The organism is Collinsella sp. AM34-10 (assembly GCF_003469185.1).
Lineage (GTDB): Bacteria > Actinomycetota > Coriobacteriia > Coriobacteriales > Coriobacteriaceae > Collinsella.
The window spans coordinates 79,127-102,372 of the sequence record NZ_QSIL01000009.1; the positions used below are offsets into that span (position 1 = coordinate 79,127).

Sequence of the window (23,246 nt, forward strand, 5' to 3'; positions counted from 1 at the left end):
CGCCCCGGGACCACGGCAAAGCAAAGGGGCCCGCATCCGATAGGATACGGGCCCCTGACTATAAGGCGCGATGCGTTAACAGCAGCGACTACTTGCGGTGAGCGCGGTAGAACTCGATGAGCGCCTGGGTCGAAGCGTCCTGCTCGGCCTTGGCGGCGTCGTCGTGGAAGGCCGGGGTGATCTGCTTGGCAAGCTGCTTGCCCAGCTCGACGCCCCACTGGTCGTAGGAGTCAATGCCCCAGACCGTGCCCTCGACAAACGTGATGTGCTCGTACAGGGCGATGAGCTCGCCGAGTGCGAACGGGGTCAGCGTGTCGCCGAAGATCGAGGTCGTCGGACGGTTGCCCTCAAAGCAGCGGGCCGGGACGATCTGCTCGGGCGTACCCTCGGCACGAACCTCGTCGGCCGTCTTACCAAAGGCGAGCGCCTTGGTCTGGGCCAGGAAGTTGCCCAGGAACAGCTCATGCACGTCCTGACCGCTATCGGTCGCAGGGTTGGCAGTGTTAGCGAAGGCGATGAAGTCGGCCGGAACCACCACAGTGCCCTGGTGCAGCAGCTGGTAGAAGGCATGCTGGCCGTTGGTGCCGGGCTCGCCCCAGAAGATCTCGCCGGTATCGGAGGTCACAGCGCTGCCGTCCCAGCGGACGTGCTTGCCGTTGGACTCCATGGTGAGCTGCTGCAGGTAGGCCGGGAAGCGGTGCAGATACTGGCAGTACGGAAGCACGGCGTGGCTCTTGGAGCCGAAGAAGTTGACGTACCAGACGTTGAGCAGGCCCATCAGCGCGACGGCGTTGCTCTCGAGCGGCGTGTTGCAGAAGTACTCGTCGATGGCATGGAAGCCCTCGAGGAACTGCTGGAAGCGCTCGGGGCCGAGGACGACGATCAGCGACAGGCCCACGGCGGAGTCGACAGAATAGCGGCCGCCAACCCAGTTCCAGAAGCCGAAGGCGTTGGCGGGGTCGATACCGAAGGCCTCAACCTTCTCGAGTGCGGTGGAAACGGCGACGAAGTGCTTTGCCACAGCCTCGGCGTTCTGCTCCTCGGAGCCGTCGATGGCACCCTGAGCCTTGAGCTGCTCGAGCATCCAGGTCTTGACCTCACGAGCGTTGGTGAGGGTCTCGAGCGTGGTGAAGGTCTTGGAGACGATAATCACGAGCGTGGTCTCGGGATCGAGGCCCTTGAGCTTCTCTGCCTGATCGTTGGGGTCGATGTTGGAGATATAGCGGCAGTCGATACCGGCGTCGGCGTAGGGACGCAGAGCCTCGTAGGCCATGACCGGGCCCAGATCGGAGCCACCGATGCCGATGGACACCAGGTGCTCGATCCTCTTGCCGGTTACGCCCTTCCACTCACCGGAGCGAACGCGCTCGGCGAAGGCATACATGCGGTCGAGGACCTCGTGCACGTCGGCGACGACATCCTGGCCGTCAACGATGAGCTGGCCCTTCTCGCTTGCCGGACGGCGAAGCGCGGTGTGCAGAACAGCGCGGTCCTCGGTGGTGTTGATGTGCTCGCCGGAGAACATGGCGTCGCGGCGCTCCTCGAGCTTCACCTCGCGGGCAAGATCGCACAGCAGCTTGACGGTCTCATCGGTCACCAGGTTCTTGGACAGGTCAAAGTGCAGGTCACCAGCGTCAAAGCTCAGCTTGTTCACACGCTCGGGATCGGCAGCGAACCATGCCTTGAGGTCGATGCCCTCGGCCTCGAGCTTCTCCTGATGGGCCTCGAGCGCCTTCCAAGCGGCGGTCGACGTAGCGTCGATAGGTGCGGCAACAGTTGCCATAAAGTCCTCCTCAGCATACGGGCGCATACCTCCATGCGCCCGGATAATCAGATGCCCCTATTCTAGCGCAGGTCAAGACCGTAATCAGCGAGCGTTGCCAATCCGCCCCCAAACGGCGACCGACCAAAAAGGGACAGGTTTTGACGATGTCCGCACAAGCGGGTATTATCGAACATGTATTCGATAAGAACATGTGTTTGATGGGAGGACGCGTGGGGCACGAGCGTCACACCTATGTCTGCATCGACCTTAAGACGTTCTACGCTAGCGTCGAGTGCGTTGACCGCGGGCTCAACCCGCTCACCACCAACCTGGTCGTTGCCGACGAATCGCGCGGGCGCACGACCATCTGTCTCGCCATCACACAGGCCATGAAGGACCTGGGGATACACAATCGCTGCCGTCTGTTCGAAATTCCCGACGGCATCGACTACATCAAGGCCATACCGCGCATGCAGCACTACATGGAGGTGTCGGCGCAAATTTACGGTATCTATCTGGAATACGTGAGTCCGCAAGACGTGCACGTCTACTCCATCGACGAATGCTTTATCGACGTGACACCCTATCTGGACCTCTACCATACCGACGCTGAAGGCTTCGCCTGCATGTTGCGCGACGAGGTCCTGGCGCGCACCGGCATCACGGCAACGGTTGGCATCGGCCCCAACCTATTCCAGGCCAAGGTGGCACTCGACATTACCGCCAAGCACGTACCCAGCCGCATCGGCAAACTCGACGACGAGACCTTTCGCAAGGAGATCTGGCCCCATCGCCCCATCACCGACATCTGGGGCATTGGGCCCGGCGTGGCAGCACGACTCGAAAAATACGGCGTCTACGATCTGATGGGCGTCGCGGCGCTCGACGAAAACCTGCTCTACGACGAGCTCGGCGTCAATGCCGAGTATCTTATCGACCACGCCTTTGGGCGCGAGCCGACAACTATCGCCGATATTCAGGCCTATCGCCCGCAGGCAACCTCAACAACCACGGGGCAAGTGCTATCGAAGGGTTATGCCTATGAGCAAGCCTACACCGTGTTGCGCGAGATGGTCGACAACGCTGTGCTGGACTTAGTCGATAAGCACGTGGTGTGCAACAGCATCTCGCTCTTTGTAGGCTACGCGAGCGAGCGCGCCGACATACGCCGCCTCGACGCCAGCGGCACAGCGCAATATGTAGACGGATGCGGGCATTTGCGTTCGAGCACGTCGAGCATCGAACCCGCCGCAACCGCCGGCCCCAAGCTCGCACCCCGCGCGCCCAAGCCCGTCCAGCGCGATGACGAACGCCGACGTTTGGTGCGAGAGGCACAGGCGATTGACGGCATCTTTGTGGGCGAACACGGCGGCAAGCCGCGTGGTGGCTATGCCGCGCTCTTTGCGCACTCCAACGCCTCGCGCAAGCTGCCCGAGCGCACCAATTCGTTTAAGAAGATCATGGGCTATTTCGATGAGCTCTGGGCGCAGACTGTCGATCCCAAACGACCGGTCAAGCGCATCAACCTGGGATTTGGCAATCTGGTGCCCGAGGAATTTGCCACTATCGACCTGTTCAGCGATGTTAAGGCCGATGAGCGCGAGCGCGACCTGGCGCGCGCCGTCCTGGCCGTGAAGGGCAAGTACGGCAAGAACGCGCTCGTCAAGGGATTAAGCTTCACCGCCGGCGCCACCGCACGCGAACGCAACGATCAGGTAGGAGGACATCGTGCCTAAGTCCCAACAACAGCCGATGCGGCCACCGACGCCTTTTGAACGTCTAGCGGACCCCGAGGGAAGACGTCGATCCGCCGACCCCAAGCTCACCGCCAACGGCGCCGTCCGCGCCGGCCGTGCCGCACAGTTTATGCCCTTTGCCGCCCTCACGGGATACTACGAGCTCGTGCGCAAACAAGAGATCACTGTTGAGCCCAAATGCGAACTCACGGAAGAAAAAGCCCTCGAGCTTTCGAAAAAGCTCGAGGGCCTCAAACGCGGCGACCTGGTGCGCGTCACCTATTACGATATGTACGGCTATCGTAGCCGCACGGGCATTCTCGACGAAGTGTTACCCGCATTCAAGCTGCTCAAACTCAGGGATATCGCCATCGACTTCGACGATATCAAAAACATCGAGCTGCGCGGACGCGCCTAGCGACAAGAACGCTTGCGCAAGACGAGGGCAATGCCAAGCACCGCGGCAGCTGCAACCAGCAATCCCAAGACCAGCGTGAGGGTCGAGTCGCCAGCGTGAGGCAGCGAGCCGTCCTTCGGAGTCTTCTTAGTGGCCGTCGTGACGGTGGTCGTGGTGCTGCTCGACTGGTCGTTGCCGCCCGTCTGGCTGCCACCAGGCTGATCGCCGCCACCCGGCTGCGAAGGATTGGTGGGTTTCGTCGGATCCGGAGTACCGGGATCAATCGGATTCTCCGAATTCTCCTTGCGCTGGATCCAAACCTGGCAGCCATAGAACGGGTTGGCGGTACCAAGGCACAGACCCTGGTTGGTCACCGCAAAGGTGCGCAGACCATGGTTATACGGATCGTTAAAGCCATTGGTCGTCAGCGTCGTAAAGTTCACGCCGTCCTCGGTCACATACATATCAAAGCCGCGCTCGGCATCGCGCAGGTAGTACATGCACGTAAGCACGCTCTGCAGCTTCTTGAGGTTCTCCTCGCTCAGCAGCTTATCGAGCGCATCCTGAATATCGCCCGGCAGCTCGGTGCCATAGGCATCCTCGTACTGCTGCTTCAGGCTCTCATAGCTATCGAGCATGTCCTGATACTGGTCGGCAAAGGACTTGAAGTACGCGATCTCGCCATCGATCTTCTGGACGTAAGCGGCGTCGTCCTCAACGTCCTGGGACATCGTCGCGGCCTGATCGCAAAGATCGCCCGCGGCATCCTCCAGCGCATCGCTCAGGTCGCCAAAGCCCTTAGCGACCTCGGTCTTCTCGTCATCGGCCTCGACGGCCTCAGCCTTCTCGTCATCGACCTCGACGGCCTCGTTTGAATCATCGTCCGCAGGCGTGTTCACGGGAACGATGGGGTCGTCAGGCGATTTCTTGTCGAGCAGGTGATCGAGCAGGTCCCTAAGGCGCTGAACCTGAGAGTTCCACTCCTCGGGCGTCATATCGATAATGTCGCCATTGGAGAACTGGCCGATCGGCTCAAGCAGGCTCGCGGTATCAAAGGTGCCGATATACAGCTTGCCGTCGAACTTCTGCATGCGCCAAATGTACTGGTTCTCGTTTCGGCCAAAGCCCGAAGCCAGGCCGGAAATACCGCCCTCGGGGAACATGACGGTGGGATCGCCAACGACGAGCTCCATGTTCTCGTTCTTGTCCATGCGATAGATGTTAACCGACTGCTCAAGATTGGCATTCACAAACGAGCAGTCAACGCCGCCCATGCCGCTCTTGCCGCCCTCTTCGGTGTTGGATTTGTTGAACAGGATGCGCTCGAGAGCAATCTCCTCGTCGTTGTATTCACCGATATAGAGGTAGTCGTTGTAGACGATGAGGTTGGCAGCGCCAGAACGGGTGCGGGCAGGATCGATGCCAAAGCAGTACTTTGCACGGCACTTTGGATCGGTCGCATCCTTATCGCCAACAATGGAAGTCCACTCATAGCTGCCGTCGGCGTTCTTGTCGCCACGAACCATGGCAAACGACCGCATGGAATTATCATCGGGAGCGTTCTCGGGCGTACCGGTGCAGATGGTGGCATAGAGATGGCCATTGTACGAGACCATATCCCAAATGGCGCCGCCGTAGATGCTGTCCTGATAGTGAATCGCCGGATAGCCAAACAGCGTCTTCGAGTTAGCAATCTCGGTGAAGCTAGCCTGGCCCTTCGAGGGGTCAGATGACGTCAGGATTGTCGCCACAAACTCATTGCCCGCTTTACCCACATTGCTGATGACGAGCTGTCCATCATGGACGCACATGCCGCGGATACCGGTAGAAATGCCCTGCTTGTAGGCATCGCGGTAATCGTCCGCGCTCGAAAGGCCCTGATAGACAACTTTCCAATCATCCGTCTTAGGATCGATCTCATATACAGCAGGCAGGCCGCTTTTGCCGCCATTGGTCCTGACGCTGCCGCAGAAATAAAGCTTACCCTTATAGCTCACGGCATTGCGGAACAAAGGACCGACGCCGTTGAGCGATTCAGAGAGCAGCAACTTGGTCTCACCGGTCTTGGTATTGATCTTGACCAAGATGCCGCCGCTGTCCTTGTCGGCCGTGCCGTCCTCCTTCTGCTGTCCATAGAAGAAGGTGCCGTTAAACATGGCCTCCAGCGTCAGGCGCATGGTCTCGGCATCAAAGGAATCGCCCAGCGTACCGTTCATGAGCGTCAGCGTGTTGCCCATCGCCGCATAGCAGGTGCCCACATAAAGCCAATCACCATAGCTCGCAGCCGCCCAAGTGTAGCTCTGGCCGCGATCGCCTTCGTTGTTGGCTGTGTTACCGTCGGCGCCCGGAACGGCAACGGCACCGTTACCCTGGTAGTCGACGATACCATCCGGCTGCGACGTTACTACCGTAGGATGCGAGAGCTTCTCAAAGGAATACCCATTTCCCGCATTGTAGGTAACGGCACCCGAAGCATCTTCGGCATGCGCCGGCAGCGGCGATACCAAGATAGCGGCAAGCGCTGCCACCAAGCCAAGTGTTCCCACTCGTCTCATAAGGCTATAGCCTCCCCTGTCCTTAAGCCCAGTTTTAGCATTCTTCATTTCTGTCCACGGCTAATTGCAATCTGAGCACAGCAATAATCATCGTATAAATATACACCTGTAATTTTTTGGACGGGTTAATAGATGCTCGATTGGTAGCGAATTCCGCGCGAACCGTCACCAAACTCCACTTTTGCCGCATCTAAAGGTTATTTTTTGCGCAAATTTTTGGATGCCGATAGTCACAATGGGCAGGAGGCCGGTATCCACCGGAGAGGGCAACGCCTACATTTTCATAACGTAATAGCCCGCGCCCCTCACCGCCGACTCGAGTGTGTCGCGATCAACCGGGCGCTTCGAGCGTACGCGTGCTGTGTGGTCCGCGTACGTTACCGTTGCCCACACGCCGTCCAGCGCATTGAGGGCATTGGCTACGTTCTGAGCGCAGCCGTCACAGCTCATGCCGCCGATGAGCAGCTCATCGCTATAGGGATAGTGCGACGCATCGGTATCCACCACAACAACCTTTTTGGCCTTCTTGCCGCTCGTACCATCGCTGCAACAACTCTTCCCGTGTGTCGATGCGGCAATGCGACGCAGCCCAAAAAACATGCCGACGGCAATGACGGCCAGCACGATGAGATTCGCAGGGTTGAGCAAGTCACTCATACGCTCCCCTTCCTTACGGTCCATTTCAGAGATACCCCGTGGGGTGCCCCATCTTACTCCAAACTCATGTCAGTTCAGTCAATTAGTTTCCCTCTTCAAACTTTTTAGTTGACCAAGGCTTACTTTCGTGTATAAGTTTTCCTAGGCTAACAGGAAAGGACAGCAGTGGCGTCATGACTCGAACTATAGACATTCCAACGTTTCAGGCGGCGGTTGTTCGCAACTGCTCTCCCATGCTTGCGGGCATCAAGCCGGCATCGCTCTTTACCTATCCAGGAGTCTATGCCGATCAAAACGGCTCGAGTGCAACTGCGGCGATCGAGGATCGCCGAGCACATCTGCTCAACGTTATCGCTCAGTGCAATCACGAGCTTAATCCGTTCGGCATCCATCTGAGCGTTTTGGTCTGGCGCCCCTGCGGGGCGCTCGTATACGCATGTCGGCCCAATAGCCTCGCCACTTATCTTGCTGACCCGCGCGCCAAAACGGCACTCACCAAGGAGGGCTACGACACCGGCAACCTCTCGGCATGTCTTGTGCATCTGGCATCGCGCATCACGCTCGCAAGCAATAACGCCGCGGAATGCGCATGCGGCCAAACCCGATGCGCATTGGACCATCAAGCACACTGCGACAACGGCTGCACCTGCGAGTTCCCCCACGAAATTGGCTACTTTTTGGGCTATCCCTACGAAGACGTGCATCAGTTTATCGTCCAGCATGGCGAAAACTACAAGGTCTTTGGCGCCTGGAAGGTCTACACGAATGTCGAGCAGGCGCTCACGACCTTCGACTCCTATCGCGCCTGCACGCAATACCTCACGTATATCTATCAGCAGGGCTGCAGCTTGGCGCAACTTGCCCAGGCGACCCGATAGAACGTACAAACCGCGGCCGCACGCCGCACAACCGAAAGGACTCAACATGAGCAAGATCGCCGTCGTCTATTGGAGCGGCACGGGCAACACCGAGGCCATGGCAAACTTTGTCGCCGAAGGCACCACGTCCGCGGGCGCCGAGGCCGAAGTCATCCCCTGCGCCGACTTCTCTGCCGGCAAGGCCACAAACTATGATGCCTTCGCCTTCGGCTGCCCCGCCATGGGCTCCGAGGAGCTTGAATACGATGAGTTCCAGCCCATGTGGGATGAGGTCAAGGAAGCCCTCGGCGACAAGAAGGTCGTCCTTTTTGGCTCCTACTCGTGGGCCGAGGGCGAATGGATGGACAACTGGAAGGCGGATGCCGACGAGGCAGGTGTCAACGTCGTCGATTCCGTCATTTGCTACGACGCCCCCGACGATGAGGGCGAGGCGGCTTGTCGCGCACTTGGAGCCGAGCTCGCCTAGCGGCAATGAGCTCCGCCCGTAACGCGCTCTGCGCCAAAACACATTCGCGTCCCAACAAAAACGGGAGCCGGATCACATCCGGCTCCCGTTTTCTGCTATGTCAGTCATATAAAGCGGCTACGAGATATTGCCCAAGAACGCCTTGGTGCGCTCGCTCTTGGGGTGGTCGAAGACCTCGCTCGGCGTGCCCTCTTCCACGATAACGCCGCCGTCCATAAAGACAACGCGGTCGGCAACATCGCGGGCAAAGCCCATCTCGTGGGTCACGACGATCATGGTCATGCCGTCGCGTGCCAGGTCGCGCATGACGCCCAATACATCGCGGACAAGCTCAGGATCGAGCGCCGACGTGGCCTCGTCAAAGAGCATCACGTGCGGATTCATCGACAGGGCGCGGGCGATGGCCACGCGCTGCTGCTGACCGCCCGAAAGCTGACTCGGCATAAAATCGATGCGCTCGGCCAGGCCGACCTTGGTCAGCTCCTCGATGGCAATCTTCTCGGCCTCTTCCTTGCTGCGCTTGAGCACCTTTTGCTGCGCAAGCATGACGTTCTTTTTGACCGACAGGTGCGGGAACAGGTTGAACTGCTGAAACACCATGCCCAAGTGCGTACGCACCTTATTGAGGTCAACGCCCTTGGCGCACACATCCACGCCCTCGACGACAATCGAACCACTCGTGGGCTCCTCAAGACGGTTAATGCAGCGAAGCATCGTCGACTTGCCCGAACCCGAAGGGCCCAGGACTACGACGACCTCACCCTTGCGCACATCTAGATCGATGTCGCGCAGGACCACGTTATCGCCAAAGGCCTTCTGGAGATTCTTGATGCTGACGACGACCTCGTTCGAGTTATTGGTTTCGCTCATGATAGAACCTCCTTACAGACCAGCGATATGGTCGGCGGGCGTCGCGACAACCTGTCCGGCGCTCTTGGTGGGACGCTTCTTTTTGGTTTCGGCCGTACCCAGCAGCCTCGCCTCGAGACCGCTCACCAAGCGCGCAAGCGGCAGGGTAATGACCAGATAGAACAGGGCGGCAACCACATACGGCGTAATGGAGCCCGTCGTTGCCACGATGGTGCGGGCGTTCATGACGATCTCGACCACGCCCACGGCGGCGAGCAGCGACGTATCCTTGTAGAGCAGGATAAACTCGCTGGTCAGCGTAGGCAGGACATTGCGGAACGTCTGCGGAATCATAACGTAGAGCAGCGTCTGGAAGGCATTCATGCCCAGCGAGCGAGCAGCCTCGTTTTGACCCTTGGGGATCGACTGAATACCGGCGCGGAAGATCTCGCACAGGTACGCAGACGAGTTCATGGCCATGACGATAACGCCCAAGACGTAGTCGTCAACCTTGACACCGGCAAGCGGCAGGCCAAAGAACGCGATATAGATCTGCAGGAATGCCGGCGTGCCGCGGATGATATTCACGTAGATGCCGGCAAGGCAGCGCAAGATGCGCGATTTGGAGATGCGCATGAGCGACAGGGCAAAGCCAAAGGGGATCGCCAGCGGAAACGCCACAAGCACGATCGAGAGCGACATAAGGAAGCCCTTAAAGACGATCGGCAGACTCTGGACCAAAATGACCGGGTTCAAGAACAGGCGCAGGAACATATTGGAGTTCCATGCCTCGACCCACGGCTGTTCCTTAAGATCGGCCAGGAAGTTGTCAAAGGCCGTCACGCCTTTGATCTCGACGGAAGGAATCTTGGAAATCTTCTTGGTCGAACCGTCGGCAAGCGTATAGGTTCCGCTAAAGGCCTCATCGCCGCCCTCGACGGGAAACGTCACGCCGTAAACCTCGACACGGAAAAAGCCGCCGGCAGGCGCCGTCTCGCCAAAGTCGATCTTGAGCGTCTGGCCGTCAGCCTTGCACGTGGGCTTCATGGGCGTACGATCCATGAGGTCCTCGCCCGAGAGCATCGTCAATCGCGTGTCATCGGTACCAAACGTCGTGCCGTCGACAAACGTCAGCGAAAGACCGCTCAGCTCCTCGTCGGCATCGGCCTGAACCTCCCAGGTAATGCGCGTCTCAGTGCCGCCGACCACAGCGCTGCCCGAACCGGTATTGGGACGCGCGGTGATCTTTGCGGTCTCGAGCGCCTGGGCGGTCGAAGGCGCGGCTGTCCCCGCGCACAACAAAGCGAGCGCCACAGCTAGGGCGCAGGCTAGTTTTTGGAGCATCGAGGGCAGCGGAAAACGCCGACCCATGGCCCCTTCGTTCAATCGAGACAAGGTGGCTCCTATCGTAGAAGTTGCCGGCAAAACGAGACGGAAACGCTCTCCGTCGAGAGAAGCGCAAAGGCCCTCTCCGCAAAACGGAAAGGGCCTACGCGCAATCAAGCATCTATTTACTTGATGTTGTACTTAGCCATGAGGGCGTCAACGGTACCGTCGTCGGTCAGGTCCTTGATGGCCTGGTTGATGTCGTTCTTGAGCTTGGTGTTGCCCTGGTTGATGGCGATGGCGTACTCCTCGCCGGTGCTAATCTGCTTGATGGTCTGGCAGGTGTTGAACTGCTCGGCGGTCAGCTGGCTGGCAACGGAGCGGTTGGTGACTACGGCGTCGCCCTTATCGGACTGCAGGGCGCTGAAGCACTCGGTAGCGTCCTTGTAGGGGACGATCTTGGCCTTGGGGAAGTTCTCCTGGGCAAAGGCCTCGGCGGTCGAACCAGACTGGACGATGATCGTGGCGTCAGCATTGTTGAGCTTCTCGCTGTAGTTGTCGGCCGTGATGTCGGTGTTATCGACCTTGGTCACGATAGCCTGATCGTCCATGTAGTAGGAATCGGAGAAAGTGACTTCCTTCTCACGCTCGGGCGTGTCGGTGATAGCCGCGATGGAGACGTCATATTTGGCGCCCGAAGCGACGCCCGGAACCAGCGTGTCAAAGTCATTGTTGACATACTCGACATCCAGGCCCAGCTTGTCGCCGATAGCCTTGATGAGCTCAAGGTCAAAGCCCTGATAATCGCCGTTGTCATCCTTGTACTCAAACGGAGCGTACTCGGCAGAGGTGCCGACGGTCAGCGTACCGTCCTTGACGAGCGCGTACTCCTTGGAACCGTCGACCTTCTCGACCTTAGCGTCGTCAGAGCTGCTGGAACTGGCATCAGAACCAGAGGTGGCGTTGGACGAGCCGCAGCCCGTCAGAGCGAGGGCGAGCGCCATAGCACCCGTGGCGGCAAATGCGCCAAGCTTCTTCAGCTTCATAATCAGTCTCCTTCCAAAGACCCCACGTGATTCAGGGGTCTGCAAAAACTGAGGGTTATTATGCACCCGCTTGGAAGAATCCGCAATTAGAAAACTGATTGAAACAAACCCATAACGTGAATGGAGCACTCCACTTTATGACAGTCATCACTGCTGCAATGACCTTAACAATTTGATTTCAGCCGCATAACCTGCAAGTTCGTTCGGTGTCTCCAAAATGAATGGCAATGCGCGCAAGCGGCCATTCGATACAATATTCTGCATAACCTGCATACCGCCGCCAAACTCTTCACTACCCAGGTAGCCCTTGCCGATACACTCGTGGCGATCCTTATGGGCGCCGCAGGGATTCTTGGAGTCATTGATATGCACGGCGCGCAGGCGTTCGATACCCACCACACGATCGAACTCGTCAAGCACACCGTCAAGATCGTGGACGATGTCATAGCCGGCGTCATTCACATGGCAGGTGTCCAGGCAAACGCCCAACTTGGCCGACAGCTCGGGGCGCTTGTCGGCAACGCCCTCGATGATGAGCGCCAGCTCCTCAAAGCTGCGGCCCACCTCGGTGCCCTTGCCGGCCATGGTCTCGAGCAGCACCGTCGTCTGCTGCCCCTCAAACATCACCTGGCACAGGGTGTCGACGATCATCTGAATGCCGGCGTCGGAGCCCTGCCCCACATGCGCACCGGGATGGAAGTTGTAGTAGTTGCCGGGCAGCGCCTCCATGCGCCGCAGGTCCTCTGCCATGGCCTCCAGGGCAAACTCGCGCGCCCGCTCTTTGGCTGAGCAGGGGTTATAGGTATACGGGGCATGAGCCACGAGTGGGCCAAAATCATTTTGCGCCATAAGCTCGCGCAGGGCGGCCACGTCATCCATGTCAAGATCTTTCGCCTTGCCGCCGCGCGGGTTGCGCGTAAAGAATGCAAAGGTATTGGCGCCAATTGACAACGCCGTCTCTCCCATCGCCCGATAGCCCTTCGTCGTGGATAGATGACACCCGATCGTCAGCATCCCCAGCTCCCCCTCATCAGTTGCGGTGAAATAGCTCCTGTCGATGCCTTATTCTGCCGCAAACAGGAACTATTCCACCGCAAGTTATAAAAGGGGCATCAGAGATGCGGGGCACCAAGCACTACGGCTACGGGCGCCGGCGTCATGATCCCTCACGCGTCAGCGCCAGGTCCTAGAGGGCTAGACGGATTGCTTCGATAATACGCGCGCAGCGCTGTGTGGCGGCAAGGGGCATGACGGGACTCTCGAGTTTCCCCGCCCGGATGAGCTGGGTCGCATGCTGGATTTCGCCGTAGAAATCATCGACCTCAAACGGGGCATTTATTTCGAGCATTCGTCCGTCGGAGCACTTCACATGGGCGAGTTCGGGGCGATGAAGGCGCTCGATTTCCAACGAGCCCCGCTCGCAGGCAATCGTTAAGCGGCTTTCATATGCTGCTTTGCCGTCGACCACCATATGAATGGGTATACCGCCGACACTCATATGGATCTCATCGGCCCAATCCACGCGGCCGCCCGATACGTCACGCCAGCGAACTTCACGGGACGAAACCTCGCACTCGCCCGCGAGCAAATCCTCAAACCAACCGACCGCATAGCAGCCCATGTCATATAGACAGCCACCCTGCAACGGGTCGAGCAGATAACTCGAAGGAGGCTCACCATAATCGAGTTTTTGCACGCTTTCAATCGAGACAATACGGCCGAGCTCGCCCGACGCAAGCAAGACCTTCACGCGAGTATGCATCGGACAAAACCGATTTTTCATCGCCTCCATAAACGGCACACCGCACTCACGGGAAACGGAGGCGATCGCATGGGCCTCTTCTTCATTCAAAACGGCCGGCTTTTCGCACAGCACGGCCTTTCCCGCGCGCAGTGCCCGACAGACCCAATGCGCATGCATGCCATGTGGAAGAGCCAAGTAGATTGCGTCGACATCGGGGTCGGCAATCAGCGCATCATAAGCCGCATCGCCGCTATCGTCAGCCGTGGCATAACTGTGCGCGGCATCAATCGAAAACGCTCGGCAAAATTCCTCGACATGTGCAGGAGTGCGGCCGGCCGCAGCCACCAGCCGTGCCCCGTCGACCTTCTTGAGCGACGATGCAAATCGATGAGAAATGCGTCCAGCGCCCAAAACGCCCCAACGAACCTCACGTAAATCATCACATGAATCCCGATGGCCCACGACAGCCCCCTTCAGTTGCGGTGAAATAGTTCCTGTCGATGCCTTATTCTGCCGCAAGCAGGAACTATTCCACCGCAAGTTATAAAAGGGTCACGAGGAGCGCGTTTTGCCGAAGGCCTTAAGCACCGCCGTCACGGGGCCAGGCTGAAAACGGCGGCGTACGTCGTCCAAGCGCCCGGGGATATCGATGTGCTGCGGGCAATGCCGCGCGCATTTGCCGCACTTGACGCAATTGCTCACCAGCTTGGGCTCGTTCGTCCGCACCGCGCTCGCCGTAAAGTATTGAGACAGCCCCGTAAACCAGCTGTGCGCATAGCTTGCGTTGTAGGCAGCAAAACACCCAGGGATATTGATGCCTTTAGGACACGGCATGCAATAGCCGCATCCCGTGCAGGGCACGCGATTCGATTTTTCAAACTCCCTCAGCACGCGTGCGATGGCATCGAGCTGAGCAGCCGTCATCGAATCCGGCAGGGCCCGATCGGCCAACGCCGCGTTCTCATCCACTTGCGCGATATCGGTCATACCCGAAAGCAGCATCGTCACCTGAGGATGGTTCCACACCCACGAAAGCCCCCAGGCGGCCGGAGTGCGCAAATGCGGGTCACGGGCGCCATCGAGCACAGCGCGTGCCCGCGGCGGAAGTTTGCCCGCTAGACGACCGCCCAGCAGTGGCTCCATCACAAACACCGCAAGACCGCGCTCCGCAGCCGCCATGAGTCCTGCCGTTCCCGCTTGGTAACGCTCGCCGGCATAGTTGTACTGGATCTGGCAAAAATCCCAGTCATATGCGTCAAGCACCGTCAGGAAATCCGCCGCGCTGCCGTGATACGAAAAACCAATCTGGCGAATGCGCCCCGCCGCCTTTTGACGCGCGATCCAGTCCTCGATGCCCAACGCCACCACACGTTTCCACTGGGCGGGCGAGGTGATGTTGTGCATAAGGTAATAGTCGATATGGTCAGTCCGCAGCCGACGCAGCTGTTCGTCAAAGAACCGGTCGAAATCCTCCGCGCATTTGCACGAAGCATGCGGCAGCTTGGTCGCGAGCAAAACCTGGTCGCGTAGGCCTAGGCGCTCAAGCGAAGCGCCCACGCAAGCCTCGTTGCCGGGATAGAGATAGGCCGTGTCCAGGTAGTTAATCCCCTGCTCCACTGCACGGGAGATGATGGCGTCGGCTGTCTTCGCATCCGGGCGTCCCGGCGCACCGGGAAACCTCATGCAGCCCAGCCCCAACGCCGAGATACGGTTACCGCTTTTGGGGTCAACGCGATATTGCACGGCCCCTCCTCCCCCATCGAAGCCCTGATAAGGCGAAACAAACCTGTCACGTCATCGAAGCACATCGGAATCGCAATCGAGAACGTATCGTAACGCAGCAGAAATCAGGCCGTCACGGCACCGCTTTAACATCAGCAAAAAGCCCGGTGAAAGGAGGCAAGCGTGGCCACGCGTGAGGACGCCTACCCCTATCCCGGCGAGCAATACATCCTCTCGGTCGACTGTTACCAGACCGAGATCATGGACCATCTGGACGAGCTTCCCGCCACAGGCGCCGTCATCTTCTGCACCTTCCCCAAGGCGCGCGATGGCGTTGGATATCCCGCACGCGTTTTTGCCATCTGCCCCGCGGCATAAGTTCTCATGCGTTTGTTCTTCTAAATTCCGCCTCCGGTGCACGCTACATGCTCCAGCGGCATACAATCCACCGGGCGCTCCGCACGCGGGCGCCTTTTTGTGAGGAGATGATTCACGTGCAGATCAACAAGGTTGCCTTTATCGGCAAGGGCGGCGTCGGGCTACTCTACGGCAGCATGATCGCCCAGGCACTCGGCGACGATGCCGTCGAATACGTCATGGACGACGCCCGTTTCGAGCGTCACGCAGGCGACGCCCTTACGGTCAACGGCGAGCCCTGCGCACTCAAGTCCGTGCGCGTCAGTGAGGCAACGCCCGCCGATCTGGTCATTCTCACGGTCAAGACGACGGGACTCAACCAAGCACTCAAGACTATGGAGCGCGTCGTGGGACCCAACACGCTCATCGCCTCGCTGTGCAACGGCATTACGAGCGAGCAAAAGATTGCCGAGCGCTTTGGCTGGAAGCACACCGTCCTGGGCATCTGCCAGGGCATGGATGCCGTGTTCCTCGACGGAGAGCTCACCTTTACCAATGCGGGCGAGATTCGCTTTGGCGCGGCAGCGGGCACCGAGCCCGCAACCGTCACCGCCATCGACGAGCTCTACACACGCTGCGGCATCGCCCATACCGTCGAGAGCGACATTGCGCACCGCATGTGGGCCAAACTCATGCTCAACGATGGTATCAACCAGACGTGCATGGCCTACGGCGGAACGTATGGAAGCGCCACAGAGGCCGGCTCCGAGCAGCGCCGCTGCTTTGTCTCCGCCATGCGAGAGACACTTGCGGTCGCCAATGCCGAGGGCATTGAGCTGACCGAGGCAGACCTGACGCAGATGGTGCACCTCATCGAGGGAATCGACCCCACCGGTATGCCCTCGATGGCGCAGGACCGCATCGCACAACGAAAGACCGAAGTCGAGGAGTTCGCGGGCACCATTTGCCGCCTGGCCGCCAAACACGATATCCAAGTGCCGCAAAACGATTGGCTCTACCAGAGGATTCGCGAAATAGAAGGCAGCTGGTAGCCTCGGCCGCATCGCGACGTGCGCAATACAAGCAGACAGGCCTTCGCGAGGATTCCGTCATTCGCGAAGGCCTGTTGCATTTAGCTCGAGGCTAAAACTGAGGCTTATTTTGCGATTCCGGAACCTCGTCCTCGTCATCGCGGCAAAGTAGCACGCCGGCGCTTCCCAGCAACGCCGCTGCAATCAAGGCGCCCACAATCACAGGAGCGGCGCCCGTAGCGGACTGCAAGCCGGCAGTTAACGCCGCCGTCGGACCAAGGCATCCGATCAAAAGGGCAACGACGGCAATAGCGACATCTCGAGCGTTCATGGAACCACTTCCTCCACGAGAAAGACTTTGTTTCTCGTGACTTAGTGTGCCCCGCGCCCATATGCGCGGCGTACTGCCACGGTAAGCGCTCTGTTAACTCAAATGCATACATAGAACGGGCGCCCTTACGTTGCCCTAAAGCTCGGTAAAGACGCCCGTCCGCCAAATATCCGTGATGTAGAAAAATTACCAGCCAGTGTAGTAGTCGGTGGTTCCGGCAGCGCAGCCGGAGTCATAGACCTTGCACTCGCCCTTGGATCCGGTAAACGTGGAGCCCTGAGCCTTATCGCCCGCGGCCACGACGTAGTAACCATCGGAATCGCGCCAAAAGCCCTCGGAATCCTGGGTCCACTCGCCCGTGCGGTGGTGATACAACACGTTGCTGCTGTAATAGGTCTCACGACGACCGTTATAGTTATTGACGCCGCTCGAGCGCGTCAGGCCCGAGCCGTTCGCGTAATACGCAGCAGACGCGTAAGACGAGCCGGAGCCGGCGTTGTAATACGAAGCCTGAACGGCCTCAGCGGCCTCGGCTTCGGCAGCCGCAGCCTCGAGCGCCTCGCGCTTAGCATCCTCGAGCGCGGAGCGAAGCTCGTCGAGCTCGGCCGACTTCGCGTCGACCTCCTCCATCGTCAAAAGACTGCCCGCACCATCGATACAACCTTGCAGTACAGCGCGCTCGTCATCGGTGGCATAGTCGCCGTACATGTTCATGATGATCTGGGCGCGGACCTCCAGGGAATCGCGCTTGGCCCCCATAGAGGCGTTCCACTCCTGCATGGAGCCAAAGCCGTCGCCGCGATAGTCGACGGGCTGCATCAGCGTCGCCTCGGACGGCGTGGATCCGACCGTATCGGATAGTGTTGCCGCGTGGGCATCAGTTGCGCCGGCGCCCGTCAAAAGTGCCACGGTCAGAGCGGCGGAAAGGGCGGCGGCTTTCGGTTTTCGTGAATCAATCCTCATGTAGCTGGAAACCTCCGTAGTGCGTTTTTGCTGCGTTTGAGCTGCGTGTGATTCGATCGCGCTGCATAGTACCCCGAGCAAATCGCGACCTGCGGTTTTTCTCAAAAGGCGCACGTCATTTGCGTAAAACTCACATCCTCTCAACAGGAGTTTTCCACATCTCGATTGCATAAAGCGTGCCAAAAACCCTGTTTTTGCACCCTCTCTATGCAAAAAAGGCGCCTGTGCGACCATTGTTCGCACAGGCGCCTTGAGCAGGCATTTTATGCAGTTATACCTATCGAGTCGCAAGGGGTCCTTGCACAAGTCGCCTTACTCGTCCAGTGCGGCAAAGGCCTGCTTCAGATCCCAAATGATGTCCTCGGCGTTCTCGGTACCGATGGAAAGACGGATCGTGGAGGGCGTGATGTCCTGCTCGGCGAGCTCCTCGGCAGAGAGCTGGGAGTGCGTGGTGGTAGCCGGGTGCACGACGAGCGACTTGACGTCGGCCACGTTGGCGAGCAGCGAGAACACCTGCAGATGATCGATGAACTTCCAAGCTGCCTCCTGGCCACCCTTAATCTCAAAGGTAAAGATCGAGGCACCGCCGTTGGGGAAGTACTTCTGGTACAGCTCATGGTCGGGATGCTCGGGCAGGCTCGGGTGGTTCACCTTGGCGACGTGGCTGTCACCGGTCAGGAACTCAACGACCTTCTTGGTGTTCTCGACATGACGGTCAACGCGCAGCGACAGAGTCTCGGTGCCCTGGAGCAGGACCCAGGCGTTGAACGGGCTGATGCAGGCACCCTCGTCACGCAGCAGGATAGCGCGGACATAGGTTGCAAAGGCGGCGGGACCGGCAGCCTCGGCAAACGAAACACCGTGGTAGGAGGGGTTGGGCTCAGCGATCTGGGCGTACTTGCCACTCGCCTTCCAATCGAAGTTACCGCCGTCGACGATCACACCGCCCAGCGAGGTGCCGTGGCCGCCGATAAACTTGGTTGCGGAGTGGACGACGATGTTGGCACCATGCTCCAGCGGACGGAACAGATACGGGGTGCCGAAGGTGTTGTCGACGACAACCGGCAGGCCATGCTTCTTGGCGATCTCGGAGATGGCGTCGATGTTGGGGATGTCGGAGTTGGGGTTACCGAGCGTCTCGAGATAGATGACCGTGGTGTTGTCCTTGATGGCGCCCTCGACCTCGTCCAGGTTATGGGCATCGACGAAGGTGGTCTCGACACCAAACTGGGAGAGCGTGTGCTCCAGCAGGTTGTAGGAACCGCCGTAGATGGTCTTCTGGGCGACCACGTGGTCACCGGCCTGGGCGAGGGCCTGCAGGGTATAGGTGATGGCGGCGGCGCCAGAGGCGACGGCGAGGCCAGCAACGCCGCCCTCGAGCGCAGCGATACGGTCCTCGAAGACGCCCTGGGTGGAGTTGGTCAGACGGCCGTAGATGTTACCGGCGTCGGCAAGACCAAAGCGGTCGGCGGCGTGCTGGGAGTTGCGGAACACATAGCTCGTGGTTTGATAGATAGGCACAGCACGGGAGTCGGATGCAGGATCGGCGCTCTCCTGGCCAACGTGCAGCTGCAGGGTATCGAAACCAAAGGTGTGCTCGGGGTTGTTGATAAACTGGCTCATGATGATCTCCTTGATCGAAGAAAGTAATAAGAGTAAGAGAAGTAAGTCGCTGTCTCCTGATCACGCCGACGGGCGCAAACAGGAGCCCGGCATTCGTCTTGGTAAGCAATTCATATGCGGGCCTCCTTTCGCATCCCGGTTCCTTGGTCGGCTTAATTACCTACCGCCTTTGTGTGTTTTGAATAGTACGAGCATTGTTTTGCTCGGTCAATCACTTAAAAGCGCTAACTTGTTATCGGTTTTTTAGATAGCTATCGAAAGGATGGGCGCCGATGACCCTCCAGCAACTTCGTTTTTTGATCGCCGTGGCAGAGTCCGGATCGATCAACGCCGCAGCCCAGCGCCTTTATACGGCACAGTCCAACATCTCAAACGCTGTCAAAAGCCTGGAACAGGAGCTCCATCTGGAGATCTTTACGCGCTCCAGCCGCGGCGTCACGCTCACCAACGACGGCACCGAGCTATTGGGCTATGCGCGCCAGGTCGTAGAGCAGGCCGACATGCTCGAGGCACGCTACGAGGACGGCGGCACACCCCAGGCGCGCCTTGCCGTCTCGGCCCAGCACTACGCTTTTTCGGTCAAGGCCTTTGTCAACGTCATCGAGCGCTGCCGCGACAGTAAGTTTGAGTTCATCATGCGCGAGACCACCACCTCGCAGATCATCGACGACGTCCGCGCATTTCGCAGCGATATCGGCATTCTGTACCTGGATGACTTTAACGCCCGCGTTCTGCAGAAGGCCTTCGCCGATGCCCGCGCAAGCTTCCATCCCCTCTTCGACGCGACGGTCCACGTCTTCGTTAGCGAACGCCACCCGCTCGCACGCCGCCCTCAGCTGTCCCTTGCCGACCTCACGCCCTATACGCGCTACAGCTTTGAGCAGGGAACCTCAAACTCCTTCTATTACGCCGAGGAACCTTTTAGCTATATCCCTTGCGACCGCAACATACGAATCTCGGACCGCGGAACACTTACTAACTTACTTATCACGTCGAACGGTTACACCCTGTCGACCGGTGTCCTTTCCAATGAAATGCAGTGGGGTATGGCATCGATCCCGTTAGCAGACGCCCCAACGATGCACGTAGGATATATCATGCACGACGAGCGCAAGCCCTCTCCTCTCTTGCGGCAATACCTCGACGAGCTCAACCGCATCATCCATGCCAACTAACTGTCGGAAGACGGGATAGAAATCGTAAATTGCTAGCCCCCGGCAGGCATGGCGCTACAATGGTCACTCACACGAAGCGTACCCAACGAAAGGAACCATGTGAAGGTCATCATCTATACCGACGGCTCGGCCCGATCAAATCCGGGACGCGGCGGCTACGGCGCCGTGCTCAAGTACACCAACCCCGCCGGCAAGACCTTCACCTCCGAGCTTTCGCGTGGCTACGCCAAGACCACTAACAACCGCATGGAGCTCATGGCGGTCATCGTGGCGCTCGAGGCACTTAACCGCCCCTGCGAGGTCGAGGTCCATTCCGATTCGCAATACGTCGTCAACGCCTTCAACAAACACTGGATCGACGGCTGGAAAAAGCGCGGGTGGAAAACTGCCAACAAGCAGCCCGTCAAGAACCGCGACCTGTGGGAGCGCCTGCTTGCCGCAAAGAGCAAGCATAAGGTGGAGTTCATCTGGGTTAAGGGGCATGCCGGCCACGAGCTCAATGAGCGCTGCGACGAGCTCGCCACCACCGCGGCCGACGGAGCCAACCTCGATATCGACACCGGCTTTAGCGAGAGCGACCTGTAACGGCGTTTTCGCACGCTTTTATGTCCTCCCGCGCTACACTCGTCCTGTAGGCCAAACAACGCAAGGGGGACACATGCTGCGCATCGCAACCATCGGCACATCCATGATCACCGACGACTTTATCCAAGTCGTCAATGCCAACGACCAGGCTACATTCGTAGGCACGCTCTCGCGCGACGCAGATCGTGGCGCCGCCTTTACCGCCGAACACGGCGGCGAACGCAACTTCACCGCACTTGACGAGCTTGCGTCCGCCGACGACGTCGACGCCGTCTACATCGGCAGCCCCAACGCGCTCCATCACGAGCAGGCGCTCGCCTGCATCGCCGGTGGCAAGCACGTCATCGTCGAGAAGCCCTTCTGCGCCACCGAAGCGCAGGCACTGGAAGTCTTCCGCGCTGCCGAGGCAGCAGGCGTCGTGGCCCTCGAAGCCATGCGCCCGCTTCACGACCCCGCCTTCCACGCCATTGAGGACGCTCTGGGCGAGATTGCGCCCATTCGCCGCGCCTCACTGCGCTTTGGCAAGTATTCCTCACGCTACAACGAAATCCTCGCTGGACGCGCCACCAATATCTTCGACTGCAATATGGCATCGGGTTCCCTCATGGACATTGGCGTCTACGCCGTCGAGCCCATGGTCGAAATTTTCGGCATGCCCTCTGGTCTCACCAGCATGACCACGCTGCTCGACCCCTCAACGCAAGAGCTCACGCACGGCCCCATCGACGGCTGCGGTTCCATCCTCGCCAGCTACGGCGGTGGCCGGATCTCCGTCGAGCTCGCGCACTCCAAAATTACGAATGACCTGCTGCCCTCGCAGATCGAAGGCGAGCGTGGCACTATCCAGATCGACCATCTGTCCACGCCCCGCAACGTCCGCATCGACTATCGCGGCGATGTCGTACGCGGCTCGGCGACCGAGGCACCGCGCGAACAGGGCGACAACGGCCGCGTGCTCGACCCGCCCAAATCGAGCAACACCATGGAATACGAACTCACAGACTTTATCACTGCCATCGGCGGCATCGATAACGTTAAGGAAGAGATTTGGGAGACCCCGGCGGGACGCCACGAGCTTGGCCACTACCGCGATGTTACGCTCGTCTCACTGCGCATCATGGATGCCGTGCGCCAGCAGGCCGGCATTACCTTCCCGGCCGACGCAGGCAAGCAGGCATAGCGATGGGCCTCTTCGATACGTTCTTCTCCAGCGTCACCGGCGGCAGTCGAGAGCCTCAAAAACCATCAAACATCGAGCTCGAGCTGCGCCGCAGGCTTACTGTGCTCGCAAGCGACGAGGCCACTCAAGACACTCCCCTGCGCTACTTCCTGCACTGGACGGGGCAAGTCCAAGGCGTTGGTTTTCGCTTTACCAACACCAACCTCGCGCAGGCACGCGCACTCACCGGCTGGGTGCGTAACATGGAAGACGGCTCCGTCGAGATGGAGATACAGGGGGCTCCGGCAAACATCCTATCTCATCTCGAGGCGCTTCATGCCTCCTACGAGCGCATGGGAACGCGTTTTCGCCTCGCAGACGCCCAGGCCCGAGCCCCACTTACCAATGAAGACGGTTTCAGTCCTCGTTATTAGTATTGTGTGCTAAATACGGTATCATTTACCTACGACCGTTGATAGAAAAGAAGCGAGGCGCATGGCGGTGCAAAGAAGAAACACCAAGCAGCGGAAGCTGGTTCTTGACGCCGTGCGCCAAAGCTATAACCACCCCACCGCCGATGAGATCTACAACGCCGTGCGCGCGCAGGATGACAAAATCAGCCGCGGTACGGTCTACCGCAATCTCAATCTCTTAGCCGACGCCGGCGAGATCCTCTCCATCAAGACGCCGGGCGGCAGCCGCTTCGATCGCACGATCGAGCCGCATGCGCATATCATCTGCACCTCGTGCAGCCGCGTCATCGACGTACCGCTCCCCTTCGATGCCCAGCTCGACGCCAAGGCGTCCGAGCAAATCGGCTGGAACGTCACCTCGCACTACACCATCTTCGAGGGCCTCTGCCCCAACTGTAGGTAGATTTT

Annotated in this window: 23 protein-coding genes; 11 read left to right on the plus strand and 12 right to left on the minus strand. The window is 59.1% G+C overall.

What is annotated here, in order from left to right; all coding sequences use genetic code 11:
• Positions 1-88 precede the first annotated feature (88 nt).
• Positions 89-1,783 (minus strand): glucose-6-phosphate isomerase, encoded by a 1,695-nt coding sequence (gene pgi, locus DW823_RS08845; RefSeq protein WP_118081908.1) that lies wholly within the window; start codon positions 1,781-1,783, stop codon positions 89-91.
• A gap of 146 nt (positions 1,784-1,929) precedes the next feature.
• Here pgi and DW823_RS08850 point away from each other — a divergent pair, with 146 nt between their 5' ends.
• Together DW823_RS08850 and DW823_RS08855 are read left to right on the plus strand one after the other, a co-directional pair.
• Positions 1,930-3,501 (plus strand): DNA repair protein, encoded by a 1,572-nt coding sequence (locus tag DW823_RS08850; RefSeq protein ID WP_118081853.1) that lies wholly within the window; start codon positions 1,930-1,932, stop codon positions 3,499-3,501.
• Positions 3,494-3,919: a hypothetical protein gene (locus DW823_RS08855; RefSeq protein ID WP_233543067.1), complete on the plus strand. Its 426-nt coding sequence runs from the start codon at positions 3,494-3,496 to the stop codon at positions 3,917-3,919. The genes DW823_RS08850 and DW823_RS08855 overlap by 8 nt, the downstream gene beginning before the upstream one ends.
• Here DW823_RS08855 and DW823_RS09880 read toward each other — a convergent pair.
• Entirely contained in the window at positions 3,916-6,453 is a 2,538-nt protein-coding gene (locus DW823_RS09880; protein ID WP_199574428.1) for a hypothetical protein, read from the minus strand. The genes DW823_RS08855 and DW823_RS09880 overlap by 4 nt on opposite strands.
• Positions 6,454-6,726: 273 nt before the next feature.
• Positions 6,727-7,110, minus strand: coding sequence for a heavy-metal-associated domain-containing protein (locus tag DW823_RS08865; protein WP_118081857.1), 384 nt, complete (start codon positions 7,108-7,110; stop codon positions 6,727-6,729).
• Positions 7,111-7,283: 173 nt separating this feature from the next.
• On the opposite strand from DW823_RS08865, the gene DW823_RS08870 reads away from it, so the two are divergent.
• Both DW823_RS08870 and DW823_RS08875 read left to right on the plus strand, forming a co-directional pair.
• Positions 7,284-7,988: a DUF3793 family protein gene (locus tag DW823_RS08870; RefSeq protein WP_118081859.1), complete on the plus strand. Its 705-nt coding sequence runs from the start codon at positions 7,284-7,286 to the stop codon at positions 7,986-7,988.
• A gap of 46 nt (positions 7,989-8,034) precedes the next feature.
• Entirely contained in the window at positions 8,035-8,454 is a 420-nt protein-coding gene (locus DW823_RS08875; protein WP_118081861.1) for a flavodoxin, read from the plus strand.
• A gap of 117 nt (positions 8,455-8,571) precedes the next feature.
• Here the strand turns inward: DW823_RS08875 and DW823_RS08880 are convergent, their stop codons facing one another.
• The 6 genes from DW823_RS08880 to DW823_RS08905 form a co-directional block, all read right to left on the minus strand.
• The gene (locus DW823_RS08880; protein WP_118081863.1) at positions 8,572-9,324 is read right to left on the minus strand and encodes an amino acid ABC transporter ATP-binding protein; all 753 of its coding nucleotides are present in this window, start codon (positions 9,322-9,324) and stop codon (positions 8,572-8,574) included.
• 12 nt (positions 9,325-9,336) lie between these two features.
• Positions 9,337-10,674, minus strand: coding sequence for an ABC transporter permease subunit (locus tag DW823_RS08885; protein WP_233543069.1), 1,338 nt, complete (start codon positions 10,672-10,674; stop codon positions 9,337-9,339).
• A 140-nt stretch (positions 10,675-10,814) separates the two neighbouring features.
• Positions 10,815-11,675, minus strand: a complete 861-nt coding sequence (locus tag DW823_RS08890) for an ABC transporter substrate-binding protein (RefSeq protein WP_118081865.1) — start codon at positions 11,673-11,675, stop codon at positions 10,815-10,817.
• Between the two features lie 147 nt (positions 11,676-11,822).
• Positions 11,823-12,689 (minus strand): deoxyribonuclease IV, encoded by an 867-nt coding sequence (locus tag DW823_RS08895; RefSeq protein WP_006234384.1) that lies wholly within the window; start codon positions 12,687-12,689, stop codon positions 11,823-11,825.
• Between the two features lie 172 nt (positions 12,690-12,861).
• On the minus strand, positions 12,862-13,881 hold the full coding sequence (locus tag DW823_RS08900) for a Gfo/Idh/MocA family protein (RefSeq protein ID WP_118081867.1): 1,020 nt from the start codon (positions 13,879-13,881) through the stop codon (positions 12,862-12,864).
• A gap of 90 nt (positions 13,882-13,971) precedes the next feature.
• Positions 13,972-15,162 (minus strand): aldo/keto reductase, encoded by a 1,191-nt coding sequence (locus tag DW823_RS08905; RefSeq protein ID WP_118081869.1) that lies wholly within the window; start codon positions 15,160-15,162, stop codon positions 13,972-13,974.
• A gap of 162 nt (positions 15,163-15,324) precedes the next feature.
• Between DW823_RS08905 and DW823_RS08910 the strand changes: the two genes are divergently transcribed.
• Together DW823_RS08910 and DW823_RS08915 are read left to right on the plus strand one after the other, a co-directional pair.
• Complete coding sequence (locus tag DW823_RS08910) at positions 15,325-15,519, plus strand: hypothetical protein (RefSeq protein WP_118081872.1); 195 nt, start codon at positions 15,325-15,327, stop codon at positions 15,517-15,519.
• Positions 15,520-15,626: 107 nt separating this feature from the next.
• Positions 15,627-16,550: a ketopantoate reductase family protein gene (locus DW823_RS08915; RefSeq protein ID WP_118081874.1), complete on the plus strand. Its 924-nt coding sequence runs from the start codon at positions 15,627-15,629 to the stop codon at positions 16,548-16,550.
• A gap of 91 nt (positions 16,551-16,641) precedes the next feature.
• Here DW823_RS08915 and DW823_RS08920 read toward each other — a convergent pair whose 3' ends face one another.
• From DW823_RS08920 to DW823_RS08930, 3 genes are all read right to left on the minus strand, one after another.
• Positions 16,642-16,860: a hypothetical protein gene (locus DW823_RS08920; protein WP_117640812.1), complete on the minus strand. Its 219-nt coding sequence runs from the start codon at positions 16,858-16,860 to the stop codon at positions 16,642-16,644.
• A 186-nt stretch (positions 16,861-17,046) separates the two neighbouring features.
• Complete coding sequence (locus tag DW823_RS08925) at positions 17,047-17,823, minus strand: hypothetical protein (RefSeq protein ID WP_147350682.1); 777 nt, start codon at positions 17,821-17,823, stop codon at positions 17,047-17,049.
• A 312-nt stretch (positions 17,824-18,135) separates the two neighbouring features.
• Positions 18,136-19,446 (minus strand): O-acetylhomoserine aminocarboxypropyltransferase/cysteine synthase family protein, encoded by a 1,311-nt coding sequence (locus DW823_RS08930; protein ID WP_118081876.1) that lies wholly within the window; start codon positions 19,444-19,446, stop codon positions 18,136-18,138.
• Between the two features lie 272 nt (positions 19,447-19,718).
• Here DW823_RS08930 and DW823_RS08935 point away from each other — a divergent pair, with 272 nt between their 5' ends.
• From DW823_RS08935 to DW823_RS08955, 5 genes are all read left to right on the plus strand, one after another.
• Positions 19,719-20,621, plus strand: a complete 903-nt coding sequence (locus DW823_RS08935) for a LysR family transcriptional regulator (protein ID WP_118081878.1) — start codon at positions 19,719-19,721, stop codon at positions 20,619-20,621.
• Positions 20,622-20,669: 48 nt separating this feature from the next.
• A complete protein-coding gene (rnhA, locus tag DW823_RS08940; protein ID WP_118081880.1) occupies positions 20,670-21,206 on the plus strand; it encodes a ribonuclease HI in 537 nt (178 codons plus the stop codon).
• Positions 21,207-21,279: 73 nt separating this feature from the next.
• Entirely contained in the window at positions 21,280-22,386 is a 1,107-nt protein-coding gene (locus tag DW823_RS08945) for a Gfo/Idh/MocA family protein (RefSeq protein ID WP_118081883.1), read from the plus strand.
• A 2-nt stretch (positions 22,387-22,388) separates the two neighbouring features.
• Positions 22,389-22,799, plus strand: coding sequence for an acylphosphatase (locus DW823_RS08950; protein ID WP_117635446.1), 411 nt, complete (start codon positions 22,389-22,391; stop codon positions 22,797-22,799).
• Between the two features lie 61 nt (positions 22,800-22,860).
• Positions 22,861-23,241 carry a Fur family transcriptional regulator gene (locus DW823_RS08955; RefSeq protein WP_006234400.1) on the plus strand — a complete coding sequence of 127 codons (381 nt, stop codon included), beginning with the start codon at positions 22,861-22,863 and terminating at the stop codon, positions 23,239-23,241.
• Positions 23,242-23,246 lie beyond the last annotated feature (5 nt).